Origin of the sequence: Pseudomonas sp. A0308 (assembly GCF_044218815.1) — a bacterium.
Classification (GTDB): Bacteria; Pseudomonadota; Gammaproteobacteria; order Pseudomonadales; family Pseudomonadaceae; genus Aquipseudomonas; species Aquipseudomonas iridis.
The window spans coordinates 1642079-1658117 of sequence record NZ_CP162581.1; the positions used below are offsets into that span (position 1 = coordinate 1642079).

11 protein-coding genes are annotated in these 16039 nt (G+C 60.1%); all 11 read right to left on the bottom strand.

Annotation, left to right across the window (positions count from 1 at the left end):
- Entirely contained in the window at positions 1–1164 is a 1164-nt protein-coding gene (gene pseC / locus AB4P92_RS07700) for a UDP-4-amino-4,6-dideoxy-N-acetyl-beta-L-altrosamine transaminase (RefSeq protein ID WP_395599208.1), read from the bottom strand.
- Complete coding sequence (gene pseB, locus AB4P92_RS07705) at positions 1161–2162, bottom strand: UDP-N-acetylglucosamine 4,6-dehydratase (inverting) (RefSeq protein WP_261736936.1); 1002 nt, start codon at positions 2160–2162, stop codon at positions 1161–1163. Before pseB ends, pseC begins: the two co-directional genes overlap by 4 nt.
- Positions 2163–2191: 29 nt before the next feature.
- Positions 2192–5107, bottom strand: coding sequence for a TIGR00180 family glycosyltransferase (locus AB4P92_RS07710; protein WP_395599209.1), 2916 nt, complete (start codon positions 5105–5107; stop codon positions 2192–2194).
- Between the two features lie 56 nt (positions 5108–5163).
- Complete coding sequence (locus AB4P92_RS07715) at positions 5164–5898, bottom strand: cephalosporin hydroxylase family protein (RefSeq protein ID WP_150618496.1); 735 nt, start codon at positions 5896–5898, stop codon at positions 5164–5166.
- Positions 5899–5962: 64 nt separating this feature from the next.
- Positions 5963–6820 (bottom strand): NAD(P)-dependent oxidoreductase, encoded by an 858-nt coding sequence (locus tag AB4P92_RS07720; protein ID WP_261736934.1) that lies wholly within the window; start codon positions 6818–6820, stop codon positions 5963–5965.
- A complete protein-coding gene (locus tag AB4P92_RS07725; protein WP_261736933.1) occupies positions 6817–8043 on the bottom strand; it encodes a class I SAM-dependent methyltransferase in 1227 nt (408 codons plus the stop codon). The genes AB4P92_RS07720 and AB4P92_RS07725 overlap by 4 nt, the downstream gene beginning before the upstream one ends.
- Complete coding sequence (locus AB4P92_RS07730) at positions 8040–8600, bottom strand: dTDP-4-dehydrorhamnose 3,5-epimerase family protein (RefSeq protein ID WP_150594275.1); 561 nt, start codon at positions 8598–8600, stop codon at positions 8040–8042. Before AB4P92_RS07730 ends, AB4P92_RS07725 begins: the two co-directional genes overlap by 4 nt.
- A complete protein-coding gene (gene rfbG / locus AB4P92_RS07735) occupies positions 8597–9679 on the bottom strand; it encodes a CDP-glucose 4,6-dehydratase (RefSeq protein ID WP_261736932.1) in 1083 nt (360 codons plus the stop codon). Before rfbG ends, AB4P92_RS07730 begins: the two co-directional genes overlap by 4 nt.
- Entirely contained in the window at positions 9661–10434 is a 774-nt protein-coding gene (gene rfbF, locus AB4P92_RS07740) for a glucose-1-phosphate cytidylyltransferase (RefSeq protein WP_042558195.1), read from the bottom strand. The genes rfbG and rfbF overlap by 19 nt, the downstream gene beginning before the upstream one ends.
- 313 nt (positions 10435–10747) lie before the next feature.
- A complete protein-coding gene (locus tag AB4P92_RS07745; protein WP_395599210.1) occupies positions 10748–14350 on the bottom strand; it encodes a glycosyltransferase in 3603 nt (1200 codons plus the stop codon).
- 114 nt (positions 14351–14464) lie between these two features.
- Positions 14465–16033, bottom strand: coding sequence for a flagellar hook-associated protein 3 (locus AB4P92_RS07750; RefSeq protein ID WP_395599211.1), 1569 nt, complete (start codon positions 16031–16033; stop codon positions 14465–14467).
- Positions 16034–16039 lie beyond the last annotated feature (6 nt).

Here is a 16039-nt window from a genome sequence, read left to right on the forward strand (position 1 = left end):
CTACTCCTCAATCAGCAGCCGGCGCAATTGCTCGACCACGTAATCCTGCTGCTCCTCGGTCAGCAGCGGAAACATCGGCAGGCTGATCGCCTCGGCGTAATAGCGTTCGGCTTCGGGAAAGTCGCCCTCGGCAAAACCCAGTGCCTGATAGTAAGGCTGCAGATGCACCGGAATGTAGTGCAGATTCACGCCGATGCCGGCCGCGCGCAAGCCCTCGAACACCTGACGGTGACTGAGGCTGATGCGCTCGGTCTGCACGCGCACCACATACAAATGCCAGGCTGATACCGCGTCCGGTTCAGCGCTGGGTAACGTCAGCGGCAAGTACGTCAGCAACTGCTCGTAGCGCGCTGCCAACTCACGACGCCGAGCGATGAAGGCATCCAGCTTGGCCAGTTGCGACAAGCCCAACGCGGCCTGCAGATCGGTGATCCGGTAATTGAAGCCCAGCTCGATCTGCTGGTAGTACCAAGGGCCGTGACTGGGCTCGGTCATCTGCTGCGGATCGCGGGTCATGCCATGGCTGCGCAGGCGTTGCAGGCGCTCAGCCAGGGCCGGGCGATTGGTCAGAACCATGCCGCCCTCGGCACTGGTGATGATCTTCACCGGATGAAAACTGAACACGGTCATCGCCGCAAATTCACCGCAACCCACCGGACGCCCGGCGTAAGAAGCGCCGACCGCGTGGGAGGCATCTTCGATCACGGTGAAGTTGTAGCGCTCGGCCAGTTCGCCAATCTTGCGCATGTCGCAGCTCTGCCCGGAAAACGCCACCGCCACCAAGACTTTTGGCAGTTTGCCGTCCTGTTCAGCCTGATCCAGTTTCGCCGCCAACGCGTAAGCATCAAGGTTCCAGGTCAGCGGATCGATGTCGACAAAGTCTACTTCGGCGCCGCAGTAACGCCCGCAATTGGCCGAGGCCAGGAATGTATTCGGCGTGGTCCACAGACGGTCGCCCGGGCCAAGACCCGCCGCCAGACACGCAATGTGCAACGCCGCCGTGGCGTTGCACACCGCCACGGCGAAATCCGCTTGGCAACGCTCGGCCACAGCCTGTTCGAAGCGCTCGATGGTCGGCCCTTGCGTCAACCAGTCCGACTGCAACACCCCGACGACGGCATCGATGTCCGATTGATCGAGACTCTGCCGGCCGTAGGGGATCATACCGAGAGCTTCGCGTGCAGCGCCGCGATCTGTCCGACCGAGAGGAAGTGCGGATTGGTGTCGGAGCGATATTCAAAATCTTCGCTCACCGCGCGCCCACGCTCGCCAAGTTTGTCGACGGCAAAATCGACATCGACGCTGGTAAAGCGAATCGACGGCTGGATCGTGTAGTGGTCCTCGAATTCAATAGTCATCCGCGCATCGTCCAGCGGCACCATCAACTCATGGAGTTTTTCCCCTGGACGAATGCCGACATTTTTGTGCGGCAGATGTTCGGCCATGCCCCGAGCCAGATCGACGATGCGGATCGACGGAATCTTCGGCACGAACACTTCACCACCGTGCATGCGCGCAAAGCTGTCGAGCACGAACTGCACACCGTGGTCGAGAGTGATCCAAAACCGCGTCATGCGCTCGTCGGTGATCGGCAGCTCTTGCGCTCCATCGGCAATCAGTTTGCTGAAGAACGGCACCACCGAGCCCCGCGAACCGGCTACGTTGCCGTAACGCACCACGGCAAATCGGGTTTCCTGCTCGCCGGCAATATTGTTGGCGGCCACGAACAATTTGTCCGACAGCAATTTGGTCGCGCCGTACAGATTGATCGGGCTGGCAGCCTTGTCGGTGGACAACGCCACAACCTTTTTCACACCGTTGTCGATGGCCGCGGCGATGATGTTTTCCGCGCCGTTGACGTTGGTGCGAATGCATTCGGTCGGGTTGTACTCAGCCGCCGGCACCTGCTTCAACGCGGCGGCATGCACCACGTAATCGATGCCGCGCATGGCCTGACGCAGGCGGTCAGCGTCACGCACGTCACCGATGAAGTAACGCATGCACGGCGCGTTGAACGTCTGCTGCATTTCGTATTGCTTGAGCTCATCACGGGAGAACACCACCACGCGCTTGGGCTGGTACTGCTCCAGCAAGCGGCGGATGAAGTTGCGCCCGAACGAGCCCGTGCCGCCGGAGATGAAGATCGATTTACCGTTGAACATGTGTAATTCCTGTTCCCTGTCCGACGGACTCAAGCCAGCAACTGCGACCAATTGATCGAAGTGTTTTCAGCCAAGGTAAAGCCTTTGCCGGTCAGGGCCAGGTTGGCGTTGTAAGCCGGGTCCTGGGCAAAAGCGCTGCTCCATTTCTCGCGCAATGCGGCCAGCGCCTCAGGGGCTTGCGGCAATTCACCGGTGTGCAACACCTGGACCAGCGGCGTCCACACGGTGAGGTAACCGGCCTGCCCGGCCTTGAGGCACAGATCGACATCGCTGAAACCATCAGCAAAGGTCACTTCATCCAGGCCACCGAGCGCATTGAACAACTCTTTGCGCACCATCAGGCACACCTTCGACACGGCCGAATAGTTCTGCTCGACCGACAGGCGCTGCATGTAACCCGCGGCGCTGTGCTTCTCGCCGATGAACGCCGAACCGACGCCACCGTTCAGACCGAGAATCAAACCCGCCTGGGAGATTTTCCCGTCACGGCTGACCAGTTTGGCACCAACGATCCCGACTTCCGGACGCTGGGCATGGTTGAGCAACGAGTCGAGCCAGTTCGGGTTGACGACTTCTGCGTCAGCGGCCAGCAGCACCAGATATTCACCCTGAGCCTGCTCGCTGGCAGCGTTATACAGCGCCACTTCGCCGAGTGTTTGATCGGCGCGCAAGACGTTCACTTTCGGATGGCGCAATCCACCCAGCCAGTCATTGACCGCTGCCGACTGATTAGCGTTTGCCGCCACCAGTACTTCGTAACGGTTGTAGCGGGTTCTGAGCAGCAGGCCTTCCAGGCAGCGGCGCATCACTGGCAAGTCATCAATGACCGGCAGAATGATCGACACCATCGGCTGCTCAGTGTGGCGGTAATCAATCTGCCAGGTGCCCGGCGCCGCCGAAGTCACTTTGGCCTGGTAGCCGCGATTGCCTAGATGGCGCAACAAAGCCTGACGCTCGTGGGCGTTTTCTTCCAGCGCTGCTGCTTGTGTGATCAACAACGGCTCGTCGAGATGCGCCAGACCGTCGAGGCCACCCTGCTCAATGATGCGCAGCAGCAGGTCGAACTCCATCGCTTTGCTGAAGTCGGCCTGATAACCGCCGACCTCCAGCAGCACGTCGCGGCGCACAAGCCAATGGCGTGCCATCAGCGACGGGATGCTCTGCAGCAAATCAAGATTGAAGCCAGGGCGGAATACGTCCACCAGCGCACCTTCTTCAGTGCGCTGGATTTCATCAGTGGCCACCGCGCGAAGCCCCGTGACCGACATCAACTCCAGACCAGCGCGCAACAGGCCGCTCGACGTGAATTCATCACCCACGTTCGCCAGAAGCAACCAGTCGCAGGGAGATTGCGCGGCGCTCAGGTTCAGTTTGTCGACGAGGCTGCCCGGCGTGACCCGGACAAAGTGCAAGGTGTTCTGTGCGGTGGTCGCACTCTGCGGCTCGCCCGTGGTGAAGACGACGATTTTGAAAGCCTTGCTGTGACCTTCGACGAGGCTGTCGAGTGTCACTTGCAGCTTCTCGACGTTGTTGTCCAGATCCAGCAGGAAAATGCCGAATTGTGGACCGCCATTGTTCGCCGCCAGATGCTTGGCAATCAAAGCAGCCTGTTCGGCGTCCGGCTTGCGAGCCGCCAGCCAGTCGAGCAAACGGCCCGAGCGCATCTTACCGAAGACCGGGTAATGATCGGTGTCCGCCACTGCCGCCAGACGAGCATCCCACTCAGCTATCTTCTGCGCTTGCTCGTCTTCACCGAGGGTTTGCAGTTGCGCCGACAGACGCTTGAGCACAGCGCGGTTGAACGCGTTGCTGTCATGGGCCTGCCACAACCGGTCGACGACACTTTGCGCCGTATCGTTATTGCGTGCCTGCAGCAGGTATTCCTGCCGGGTCCACACACCCTCGAGTTTTTCCAGTTGAATGCGACCGGCCGGCATCGCGTGCAGCAAAAACTCGAACTGCGTCAGCAAGTCAAAAAAGCGCTCGTTGTAGAAAGGCATCTCGACGTATTGGCGTGGCCCGAATTTGCGCTCTGGTGCCTTGGTAAGGTTGCTCCAGGTGGACTCGAAAATCAGCTCGGTCGTCAACGCCCGTCCGGAGACCAGGCTGTCCGTCATGGCCGCGAAGCTTTCCAGGGCCAACGCCTTGCGCTGCGCCTGGTCGAGATCGGTGATACCGGTCGGCAAAGAGGCGAGGAATTCGGCGAAGGCTTCGCGCTCGGTCACCGACTTGGTATCGGTGTACGACAGCGCGTGGTAGACCTCGGTGTTGTGGTCGGAGAAACCGATGTTGATCTCGCGCACGACATAAGGAATCGGCAGGATGCGCGCCTTGGCGTTCGCCAACAGGTAGTAGGTGTGGCCGATTTCCTGCCATTCGAAACTGGTGCCCGGCGGCAATGCCGCGTACCAGTCCTTGATGATCGAGGTGCGGCACACGCCATAGAACGGCGGCACGTACTGGTGCATGAAATCGAGAACGCGATCCTCGGCACGCTCCGACGCGTAGTCTTCGCAGATTTTCTTGTCGCGTCGGTAGTAGCTGACGCTGCCGGCCAGCGCCAGGTACATCAGGCAGTAGCCGTGGCACAACCCGTAGTCGCGGTTGGCCTCAAGGAAGTTGACCGACTCGGCCAGCGATTCATGCAGGATGAAATCGTCGTCAGCCGCGAACACCATATACGGCGTCGTCAGTTGCTCGACGCCGTAGGTCAGTTTGGCTTGCATCCCCCAGTAGGCGAATTGCGGCAGGTGCTGATAATCGACCGCGGAGAAATCACCTTCCGGGCGCTCGGAAGAAGAATCCAGTACCAAAACCTTGCAAGGCAGGCCGCTGTAGTACTGCAGCGCTCGACGCAAAAAAGCCGGGCGGTTGTGGGTGATCAGTACCACCGTCAGCAACTCGCTCAATGGCTGCTTGTTTTCAGAACCGTACTTGCCTTGCATAACTTCTCCCCACTACCGGCGAAACCGCCCGAAAAACACTTTAATGATGGAACGGATCAACGAACCCGACGCAGATAACCGTCCGAGGCGACCGTGATCAGCAGCTTGTCTTGCATCTGCTGGTCGATCTCGAAATCCTGGTTCTCTTTGAGGTAGGCCCAAACTGCGGTTTTCGGGTTGTCACCCGGACCCCACGGGCGATCCGGGAAGGCATCGGCCGGCATGTCTTCAACCACGGTGTCCATGACCACGCAGTAGCTGTCAGCCGAAACCAGTGGTGCGTAAAGACGCAGTTCTTCGAGGACATGGTCGTGGGTGTGATTGGAATCGAGCACCACGATCACTTTCTTGCCGGCCGCCGCCTGACGAACCTGCTCGACCACTGCCGGATCGAGGCTTGAGCCTTCGATCATGCTGATGCGCTTGATCATCTGATGGCTTTCGATGGCCTCACGGTTGTGCGCACGGATGTCGCGATCAATGCCCAGCACTTCGCCGTGGCCCTGCAATTCGAGCAGCGAGGCGTAGTAAATGATCGAACCGCCGTGGGCGATACCGCACTCGATCACCAGGTCTGGCTTGATCCGCCAGATCAGCTCCTGCATCGCCATCATGTCTTGCGGCAATTGAATGATCGGACGGCCCATCCACGAAAAGTGGTAGGTGTATTTGTGTTTGGCCGACTGGTTGTAGAACTCCTGGGCCAACGCCTTCAGGTCCTTGTCCTGGCCCTGGGCAATCACTTCGGCCTGGCACTCCGCCTCGAAGGCTTTGATTACGTTATCGCTCATTGTCCGGTCTCACTGAAAAGTCATTTGATAGTCACGCTGCCAAAGGCATTCGCTTCGAGGCACATCAGTTGCTCTGCTGCACCTCAAGCAGATCTTGCAAACGGTCGACCACCGCCCAGAACGCCATGGGTTCGTGTGTCGGGTAGGGGTAATGCCCCAGGTTCAAATCGATCGAAGCGCCGCGTTCGCGCAGGCGTTGCTCGACGAGGGTTCTTACTGAAATCGGCTGGCCACTGGCGCAATTGATCACACCGTCGAAGTCGCGTTGATGCAGGATCGCGGCGAGGTAAGTGGCCGCGGTGGCAATCGGCAGAAAGTCGCGCAACTGCTCGCCCGCAGACATGTTGAACGACGCCTCACCGGCGTCGACTGCGCGGTCCAGCGCCGCCAACAGACTGTTGGGGTTCTGCCCTTCGCCATGCAGGTAAAACAGCCGCGCCCATTGCAGGGTGAAAGGATGCTCTTGCTGCAAACTCTGCAAAAACAGGTGCAAGGTGTGCTTGGCCAGCCCGTACGGATTGCTCGGCCTTGGCTCGGTGTTTTCGCTGAGCGGGCCGCTTTGCATGCCGTACTCGAAGCAGGTGCCGGTGACCAGCACCTGCTTCACCCCCGCCTCGATCGCACGCTTGATGAAGCGGTAATCGGCCATCAGGTTGTGCTCGAAATGGAACAGCGCCCGATAGTTCGGCAAACCCGGCCAGGCCAGATGAACCAGCGCATCAACGCCTTCGGTCAACGCGGCGATATCGAGATCGTCGGCGTGAATATCCGCCGCGACGAACTCGACATCGTTGATCCACGGCATGCCCTGCGCGGTTTCTGCGTTGCGTGCCACTGCACGAACAACACAGCCGCGCGCCAGCAATGCCGCGACCAGATGCCGACCGACGAAGCCCGTGGCTCCGGTTACGAGGACCTTCACAGTACTTTCAACTCAGGCACCGCAATCACGAAGCGGCCGTCCCACTGACGCACCTGCGCCAGTTGCTGACTGACTTCGTGCAGCAGGTTCCACGGCAGCACCAGCACGTAGTCGGGTTTTTCGATGTCGATCTGTGCCGGCGCAACAATCGGGATGCGGCTGCCCGGCAGAAACTTGCCCTGCTTGTGCGGGTTGGCATCGGCTACCCAGGCGAGCAGGTCCGGTTTGACCCCGGCGTAGTTGAGCAAGGTATTGCCCTTCGCCGCCGCGCCGTAACCCACCACACGTTTACCGTCAGCCTTGGCCTGCAGCAAAAAGCGCAGCAGTTCATGCTTGATTCGTTCGGCGGCAGGCGCGAGGGTCGCGTAGTACTCGGGGGTTTTCACCCCTGCATCAAGTTCAGCCTGCAACTGTTGTTGCACCGCTGGTTGCACCGGGCGACGCTCGCCTTCCTTGCGCTGCACGAATACCCGCAGCGATCCGCCGTGAGTGCTCAACTGGCTGACGTCGAAGACTTCCAGGCCGTTGCGTTCGCACAGGGTTTGCACAGCCGTCAGCGACAGATACGAATAGTGCTCGTGATAAAGCGTGTCGAACTGCGCGCCTGCCATCAGCGTCAACAGTTGCGGGAATTCGAAAGTCGCCACACCGGTCGGTTTCAGCAGTGCCGCGAAACCACCGAGGAAATCGTTGATGTCCGGCACATGCGCGAGCACGTTGTTGGCGGCCATCAGGTCAGCGCCCCAGCCTTCGCTTTTCAACTGCGCGGCGGTGTCGCGACCAAAGAACAGCTCACGAATGTCCAGCCCCTTTTCCCGCGCCGCTTGCGCGGTGCTGCGGGTCGGCTCGACGCCCAGACACGGGATGCCGCGACCGGCTACGTATTGCAGCAGGTAACCGTCGTTGGCAGCGACTTCGACCACGCGGCTGTCGGCGGTCAGGCCGAAGCGCTCGACCATCTCGGCCACATAGCGCTCGGCATGGGCCAGCCAGGTGCTGGAGAACGAACTGAAGTAGGCGTATTCGGCATCGAACAGGCTGTCGGCGGAGGTGTAATCCTCGGTCTGTACCAGCCAGCATTGCTGGCACACGGCGACCTTCAGCGGCACCCATTGCTCGGCCTGTTCCAGCCGATCGGCATGCACGTAGGCGTTGGACGGTGGCGAGGTGCCGAGGTCGATCAGCGGCAGGCTCAGCGGTGCGGCGCACCCACGGCAATTCATAGACGCACTCCAGCGAAGTGTTGATCGAGCGCGGGATGGCTGGAATCACGCGCTGACAAATTATTGACAGGCAACGGCCAGGCAATCGCCAGCCGTGGATCATTCACCGACAGACCGCCCTCATGCGCAGGTGCGTAATCGGCGCTGTGCAGGTAAAGCAATTCGGCGTCTTCGGTCAGCGTCTGGAAACCGTGGGCGAACCCGGCCGGAATCAACAGACTGCGACCGTCGCCGGCCTTCAGATGCTCGGCGTGCCAGTGCAAAAAGGTTTCCGAGTCCGGACGCAAATCGACCGCCACATCCCACACTTCACCGCGCAGGCAGGTGATCAGTTTGGCTTCCGGCGCATTCGCGTTCTGATAATGCAGACCGCGCACGCTGCCCTTCTCGCGGGTGCAGGAATGGTTGATCTGGCGGATATGAAACTCACTGCCAAACGCACTCAGACTGCCCTCGCAGAACAACCGGGAAAAGTGCCCGCGCTGATCTTCAAAGCGTTTGTGCTGCACGCTGAACAGCCCGGCCAGCGGCAATGCCTGCAAGGAAAATTCGCTCACAACGCGCCTCGGTACAGGTTCAGTTGGCCAAGGGTGACGGCGCGCATGTCATCGCCGTTCTGCCATGCCAAATGCCAGTCGAGGGTCTGGGTCAGGCATTGCTGCAAGGTCCAGCGCGGTTGCCAACCGAGCAGTTGGCGTGCGCGACTGCTGTCCAGACGCAGCAGACCGGCCTCGTGCAGGTCGCTCGGTTCGATGCGCAGACCGCGCGCTTGCGGCCAGCGGCTGGCGAGCAATTCGACCACTTCGCCGACGCTGCACATGTCCGCCTCGCCGGGGCCGAAGTTCCACGCACCGGCGTACTCCGGGCCTTGCTCGTAGAGGCCGGCAGCCAGTTGCAGATAACCGGCCAATGGTTCCAGCGCGTGTTGCCACGGGCGCACGGCTTGCGGGTAACGCAGGGTCACCGGCTCGTCTGCCGTCCAGGCTTTCAGCACATCGGGAATCAGCCGCTCAGGGGCAAAATCACCGCCGCCCAACACGTTGCCGGCACGCGCCGTGGCCAAGGCCAGACCGTGCTCGGCGTACTTGTCTGCCGGGAAGAACGACGCCGCGTAAGACTGCGCCAACAGTTCGCAACAAGCCTTGCTGCTGCTGTAAGGATCGTGGCCACCGAGGGCTTCGTCTTCGCGGTACGGCCACAGCCATTCCTTGTTGGCGTAAACCTTGTCGGTGGTCACCAGCACACAGGCACGTACGCAGCCGACCTGACGAATCGCCTCGAGCAGGTTCAGCGTACCCATGACGTTGCTGGAATAAGTGCCGAGCGGATCGCGATAGCCTTCGCGCACCAGCGGCTGGGCGGCCAGGTGCAGGACGATCTCAGGCTCGGTATCGGCAATGATTTCGAGCAACGCACCGAGGTCACGCAGATCGCCGCGCTGATCATCGATGCCTTCGTGCACCCGCGCCAGTTCAAACAGACTCGGCTCGGTCGACGGATCCAGTGAAAAGCCGCTGACTTGCGCGCCGAGACTTTGCAGCCACAGGGTCAGCCAGCTGCCTTTGAAACCGGTGTGGCCGGTGACCAGCACACGCTTGCCGCGCCAGAAATCCGCACTCAGGCCCATTGCTTCCATGGGGCCTCCCCGCTCTGCCACAGTGCTTCGAGATGGTTTTTGTCGCGCAGGGTGTCCATGGGCTGCCAGAAGCCATCGTGCTCGAAGGCCTTGAGCTGTTCGTCCTGGGCCAGGCGGGCCAATGGCTCCGCTTCCCAAGTGGTGTCATCACCCGTGATGTACGGCAACACTTTTGGCGACAGTACGAAGAAACCGCCGTTGATCCAGCCACCGTCTCCACGAGGTTTTTCGGTGAAGCCAAGGACCTGATCGCCTTGGCGTTCGAGGGCACCGTAACGACCCGGCGGCTGCACCGCAGTGACGGTCGCCAAGCGACCGTGAGCCTTGTGGTAATCGACCAGTTGGCGAATGTTCAAATCGGAAACGCCATCGCCGTAGGTGAAGCAGAACGCTTCTTCATCCTGCAGGTAACGGCCAGCGCGCAGCAGACGGCCACCGGTCATGGTTTCTTCGCCGGTGTCGATGAGCGTAACGCTCCAGGGCTCGCTGTAATTCTGGTGCACGTCCATGCGGTTTTCGCGCATGTTGAAGGTGACGTCGGAGGTATGGAGGAAGTAGTTGGCGAAGAAGTCCTTGATCGCGTAGCCCTTGTAGCCGAGGCAGATCACGAAGTCGTGAATTCCGTGGGCGGAATACTGCTTCATGATGTGCCAGAGAATTGGCTTGCCGCCGATCTCGATCATCGGTTTGGGCTTGAGGTGCGACTCTTCACTGATGCGCGTGCCGAGGCCACCCGCCAAAATAACTGCCTTCATCGTCTCCCCTCTTGTTCGTCACCGGGCTGCGCACAGCTTTCTTGAGCTTTGCGGCCTACTGGCTAACCTTTTTGCCGGTTCGGGCGCAGGTGGGATGCCCGCGAGCGCTCGTTTTATGGCGATTTGAGGGGGACTTGCAGGAAACGCGCCATCTAGGCAAGGTGGGTGCCGGCTGGGTGCAGTCGTAAAAAAGGCGAATCCAAAATCGGGTTCGCCCTTAACAAAATTGTTCACCATCAATCCCGTTGCAGGATCGACAGTGCTGGATTTAGTTGTCAGCCATACATGGCGAACGCATCGCTATTGAAGGGCATCAATCCGCCAGCCATCCGCTTTCCCAATAACGCAAGTTATCGCCGCGCAAGATGTAGTCGCGCAGCACGACTTCGCGCAGATCGTCACCCATGCGATAGCTGGCGTCCGGGTCGGCCAGGTGCATGCGGATTGCCTGCAGCCATTCGTCCGTGGTGTTGGTCTTGATCCGTGTGCACGGCAGATAGCCTTGGTAGGCCTCGGTGTTGGTGCAAATCACCGGATAGCCGCAGGCGCCGTACTCCAGCAGACGCAGGTTGCTCTTGCAGTCGTTGAAGATGTGGAATTCCAGCGGCGCCAAGGCCAGATCAAGATTGAGACTGGCCAGTTTCGCCGGATACGCGTCGAGGGCAATCACCCCGTGAAACTCATGCATGTACGGAAGCAGGTCGTCCGGGCACATGCCAAAAAATACCCAGTCGACTTCATCCGCCAGTTCGCGCACGACATCAGCGATCACCGCCAGGTCACCATGGTGACTGGTACCGCCGCCCCAGCCGACGCGGGGTTTTTTCGAGGTCCGGCGCTGGCTGCGCAGGTTGCTCCAGAATTCTTTGGCCAGCATGTTGGGCACTACACGAATGTCGTGATGCATATCCGACAATGCGTTGGCCAACGGCTGAGTCGAGACGACCACGCGATCGCACATGCCGATCGCACGGCGAACCAGACGCTCCATCTGATGCTTGTCCGGCATGTTGCGGATATGCGCATTGCGATGGGGAACATCGATGACGTAGTCATCCAGCTCATAGATTCGCCGCGCATTGAAGTAGTCACGCAGCACTGGCATCTCGTTGATCGGCGCTTCGGCATAACGGCCCTGCAGAACAATCACATCAGGTGACAGACGCTCGATTTCAACAATCGGCGGCAGGTTCACGCTATAGCGAATCTGCCCCTGCACCCTGCCTGCCGCTTCGAGTTCGATCAGCGGTTGGGTCACACGATAGTGCCCGACGGCGGAGGCATTGATCGGCAGCCCGAGAATTTTCGGCAAGGAGCTATTGCTGAAAGGACTCCAACCACTGCGCAGGCCCGGCTCGAGGGTGAAACTCGAACGGGTGGCCCCATTCAACGACAGGTTGGGATTGTAGGCCGGGTCGCGGGCAACCACCGGCAGCCAGCGCTTGTAGAAGGTTTTTTCCTGCTCACTGTGTGAGATTGCTGCTTCATCAATGACCGACTCGACTGGTTGCGCGCCGAGCGCCAGCACCGCGTAAGGGGTCCAGACCACCAGATAACCTTGCCGGGCGACGCGCAGGGCCAGGTCCACTTCGTGCAGCGTGCGCGGCAGGCTCTGCTCATCCAGACCGTCAACCGCATCGAACACCGACTTGCGCACCATCAGGCAATCAGCCCCGACGGCACTCAGGTCCTGGACCGCCTGCAACCGGAACATGTACCCGGCGGACTGCATCGCCTGCCCATAGAACGGCACACCGGCCGGGCCCTGCAAGCCCAGAACCAGCCCGGCATGCAAGACATAGCCATCGGGATTGAACAATTTGGCACCGACGATGCCCACTTCCGGACGCTGGGCGTGGTTGAGCAACTCGTCGAGCCAGTCACCCTGAGTGATCACCGCAAAGGGGTTGAGTAGCAGCACGTACTCGCCCCGCGCCTGGGCAACGGCAAAATTGCGCAAGGCTGCGACGTTGCCTTGCTGCGGGTACGTCAGCACCCGCACTCGCTCGCTGCCCAGTTGCGCCATACCGGCCAGCCAGGCTTGGGCCTCGGCTGTCTCGCTGCCGTTGTCGACCAGCAACAGCTCGTACTCGCTGTACGAAGTTTTTTCCAGCAGGCTCTCGACACAGCGCTGCAGCGCCGAAATCTTGTCGCGGGTAGAAATGATGATCGAGACCAACGGCCGGCTCACGTGCCGGTAATCGACTCGATTGAGCAACTCGACGCCGCCGCGACGGATGTCGTGGGCGATCCCCAGACGATCAAGATGGGTCGCCAGCAATCGCGCGTTATTTTCGGTCACTTCAGGCAGCGATAGCCACTTGGCCAAATCGAATGTCGACTCGATGGCGATCTCGGCCAGATGCCCGACCACCTGAGTGCCCTGATCTTCAACCATCCGCCACAACAGGTCGTGAGGCGCCAACTCAGTGAACGTCGAATCGAAACCGCCGAGCGCCACAAAGGCATTACGCTGGAACGCCAGGGCGCGACCGACATAAGGATAGGTGCGCATCAAGTCGAGGTTGAAGTCGGGCTTAAATGCCGGCTCTACCGACTCACCCGCCCGCAAACTGCCTTCATCGCTGTATAGACACTGCAAATCACTGTTGAAGGCGATTCGCTCGGCCATCATCAGCAAGGCAGGGGGCACCAGATGATCACCGGCACGCAGCAGATAAAACCAGTCGGCTCCCTGCAGCTGTGGCAGCAATTCATTGATCTGTTGCAGGCGATCGTCCTGCAGCGGCAAATGGAACACTCGTCCGTCCAGTACCGGCTCAGCGCAACTGGAAGACAACACCAGTGTCAGCTCGGGCGCATAGACCTGCGCGGCGAGACTCTCCAGCGTACGTTCCAGCGCTGCAGAACTGCCCTGATCATCAACCACGATGGGCACGATTCGCGGCGTGGACGGCCAGCCTGCCAGCGTGTCCGGCAACAGTCTGCGCTGAACGCCAGTGAGCGTGCGGCACTCCAGCCATTGCGTATAGAGCTCGGAAAAACTCAGGCTGCTACTGCCAACCGCCCATATCTGAGCGCTCTGTTTGGTACCGAGCGTGCGGCTCAGCGGCAGTTCTTCCCAGACCCGTGGCGACTCGTCTGCCTTGGGGATCGGCACATAACGCACCCAACCCTTGGCAGGCGCAGATTCTCCGCTGCGCGCCTTGAGCATTTGCATCAGCCATTGCCGCTCGATTTCGAGCGCGTCTTTCATGGCTTGCTGGCCGCTCAGACGATCGGGATACAGGCGTTCGACACTCAACACGTGGTTGGACACGACCACGTTGCCGCGCCGCATCAAACACACAAACAGCGCAAAATCGAGGCTCGCCACAAAGCAGTGCTCGGGCTGCGTCAGCGCCGGCAACAACTCCAGAACATCGGTGCGACGGAACATGGCACTGCTGAAACCACCGAGGATGTTCGCCGGGAACGCCTCGAAGATTGCCAGCAAGTCGTCACCCTTGAACAAACCACTGATCGGTGACAGCGGCGTATTTTCCAGACGTGAAGGGAGCACCATGTCGTCGGCGTCCCAGAGCAGACGCTGGGCCAGCACCAGATTGACCTCGTCACGTTCGGCCAGCACGCGAGCCTGATACTCGATACAGCTGGCAAACAGATGATCGTCGTCACACAAGAACTTGATGAACTCGCCCTGAGCCTGATCCAGGCAGGCTTTCAGATTGCCGATCATTCCCAACGTGTGCGGATTACGCACATAACGCACGGTGACGCCGGACTGCTCGACAACCGACGCAACGATGTCTTCGATCTCACTGCCGCGACTGTCATCGCACACAATGATCTCAAGATTGCCATAGCCCTGACTGACGGCACTGCGCAACGCCCGCTCAAAAAAACGCGAATTGAAGGCAGGAATAACAAGGCTGACAAGGGGAAGTGAATTCACGGCGGACTCGCAAGCGGCGGGACCCCGCCCGGAACAGCGAGCCCTCTGAAACCGCGAAAAAAGACATTGGAAACTAAAGAGCCGAGCTAGCGGGCGCTTGCGCGCCCGTTACCGTCAGATCTTGTTGAACAAACCCAACTGACTGATCTTGCTGAACGCCAGTTGCGAGGCCTGCAACATGGTCTGTTGCAAGGTCAGGCGGGTCATGACTTCAGACAGGTCCGAATCACGGATCGAGCCCTGGGTCGTGGTGTTCGCTGTGCTCAGGCTGTCGTTGGTGACGGACTGCATATCCAGCGACTGGCCACGGGCACCGATGGAAGTGACAGCAGTGCCGATCTGATTGGTGGCGGCGTCGATGTTGCCGATACCGGCCTCCATCGCGCCCTGCAGTTTCTGCTTGGCCACCGGGTCGCCATCGATCGGCGTATTCAGCGCGGTAATCATCTGCCCCAGGGTGTCGAGCACGTTCTGAGTCTGGTGGTTGTTTGGCTGAATCGAGAATTGATCGCCGGCTGCCGGGGCGCTACCCAGCGCGAACGTCACACCGGCTGCCGTCGCGTTGCTACCGGCCACAGTGCCCGAAGACACAGGCTTGCTGTCAGCAGTTACCGGTGCCGCGTACAGATCGAACGCAGTGGCGCTGGTGAACTTGAGGATCGCCCCGCCCTGCGGAAATGCCGCGGTGTAGGCCGCCTGGTCGGTGATGCTGGAACCGGTGATCACCGCCGTCGAAGGGTTTCCCGGGCTACGCGATGTGGTGAACGTGTCCGGTGTCACCGCCAGTTGAAAACTGTGCCCGGCAATGACCGCATCCGGGTTGGTGTCACCGGCCTTCAGGTTGATGTTCAGCTTCATGTCGACACCGCGGAAGCTGAAGCTCTGGTTGCTGCCGCTGGTGTTGCTGATCACGCCGTTCTTGCTGGCGTCAGCAGTCACGTCGTTACCCAGCGCGTCGGTGATCTTCATCTGCGTGCTGCTGACGAAGGCGACGGTGTACGGCTGACCACTGGCGAACTTCGAGTTATAGGTGGCAGCGGTGCCAACGGTACCGTTGGACAATACGACGCGACCGTCATCCACCGCGGGGGCAGTCAGGCTGGTGTTGGTGCGACCGGTGTTGATGGTCTGCTGGAATGCATCCCAACCGGTAGTATTGGTGCCGACCGTCAGGCCATCGCCGATGCCCAGATTGATGGTGGTCTGGTTACCGTTGTAGGTGTAAGTGCCGTCGGTGTTTTGCGAGTACGGCGCGGTGTCGGTTTTCGAACCGGAGAACAGGTAGTTGCCGTTGGCATCCTTGGAGTTCATCAGGCCCAATACCTGTTTCTGGATCTCGCCCAGTTCCGCCGCGTAAGCCTGGCGATCCTTGTCGGTGATCGTGCCGTTGTTGGCGGCCAGGGACAGTTCCTTGGCGCGGCTCAACGCCGTGGTGATGGCATCCAGCGTGGATTCCTGCACGGTCAACGCACTCTTGGTGCTGTTGATATTGGTGGTGTACTGCTCCAGCATCGCGGCCTGCTGACCCAGTTGCAGCAGGCGACCGGCGCCGACCGGATCATCAGCGGCGGTGTTGATGCGTTGCATGCTGCTCGCCTCGCTGCCGCTGGCCAGCACCTTGTTGAAGTTACGCTGATAGTCCGCAGCTTGCGTTCCGTAATACTGGGCGGTGGAAATGCGCATGAATTA

What these genes read in the sequence shown, in the direction of transcription:
- pseC (WP_395599208.1), bottom strand. Translation starts at nt 1,164, where the DNA reads ATGATCCCCTACGGCCGGCAGAGTCTCGATCAATCGGACATCGATGCC.
- pseB (WP_261736936.1), bottom strand. Translation starts at nt 2,162, where the DNA reads ATGTTCAACGGTAAATCGATCTTCATCTCCGGCGGCACGGGCTCGTTC.
- AB4P92_RS07710 (WP_395599209.1), bottom strand. Translation starts at nt 5,107, where the DNA reads ATGCAAGGCAAGTACGGTTCTGAAAACAAGCAGCCATTGAGCGAGTTG.
- AB4P92_RS07715 (WP_150618496.1), bottom strand. Translation starts at nt 5,898, where the DNA reads ATGAGCGATAACGTAATCAAAGCCTTCGAGGCGGAGTGCCAGGCCGAA.
- AB4P92_RS07725 (WP_261736933.1), bottom strand. Translation starts at nt 8,043, where the DNA reads ATGAATTGCCGTGGGTGCGCCGCACCGCTGAGCCTGCCGCTGATCGAC.
- rfbG (WP_261736932.1), bottom strand. Translation starts at nt 9,679, where the DNA reads ATGGAAGCAATGGGCCTGAGTGCGGATTTCTGGCGCGGCAAGCGTGTG.
- rfbF (WP_042558195.1), bottom strand. Translation starts at nt 10,434, where the DNA reads ATGAAGGCAGTTATTTTGGCGGGTGGCCTCGGCACGCGCATCAGTGAA.
- AB4P92_RS07750 (WP_395599211.1), bottom strand. Translation starts at nt 16,033, where the DNA reads ATGCGCATTTCCACCGCCCAGTATTACGGAACGCAAGCTGCGGACTAT.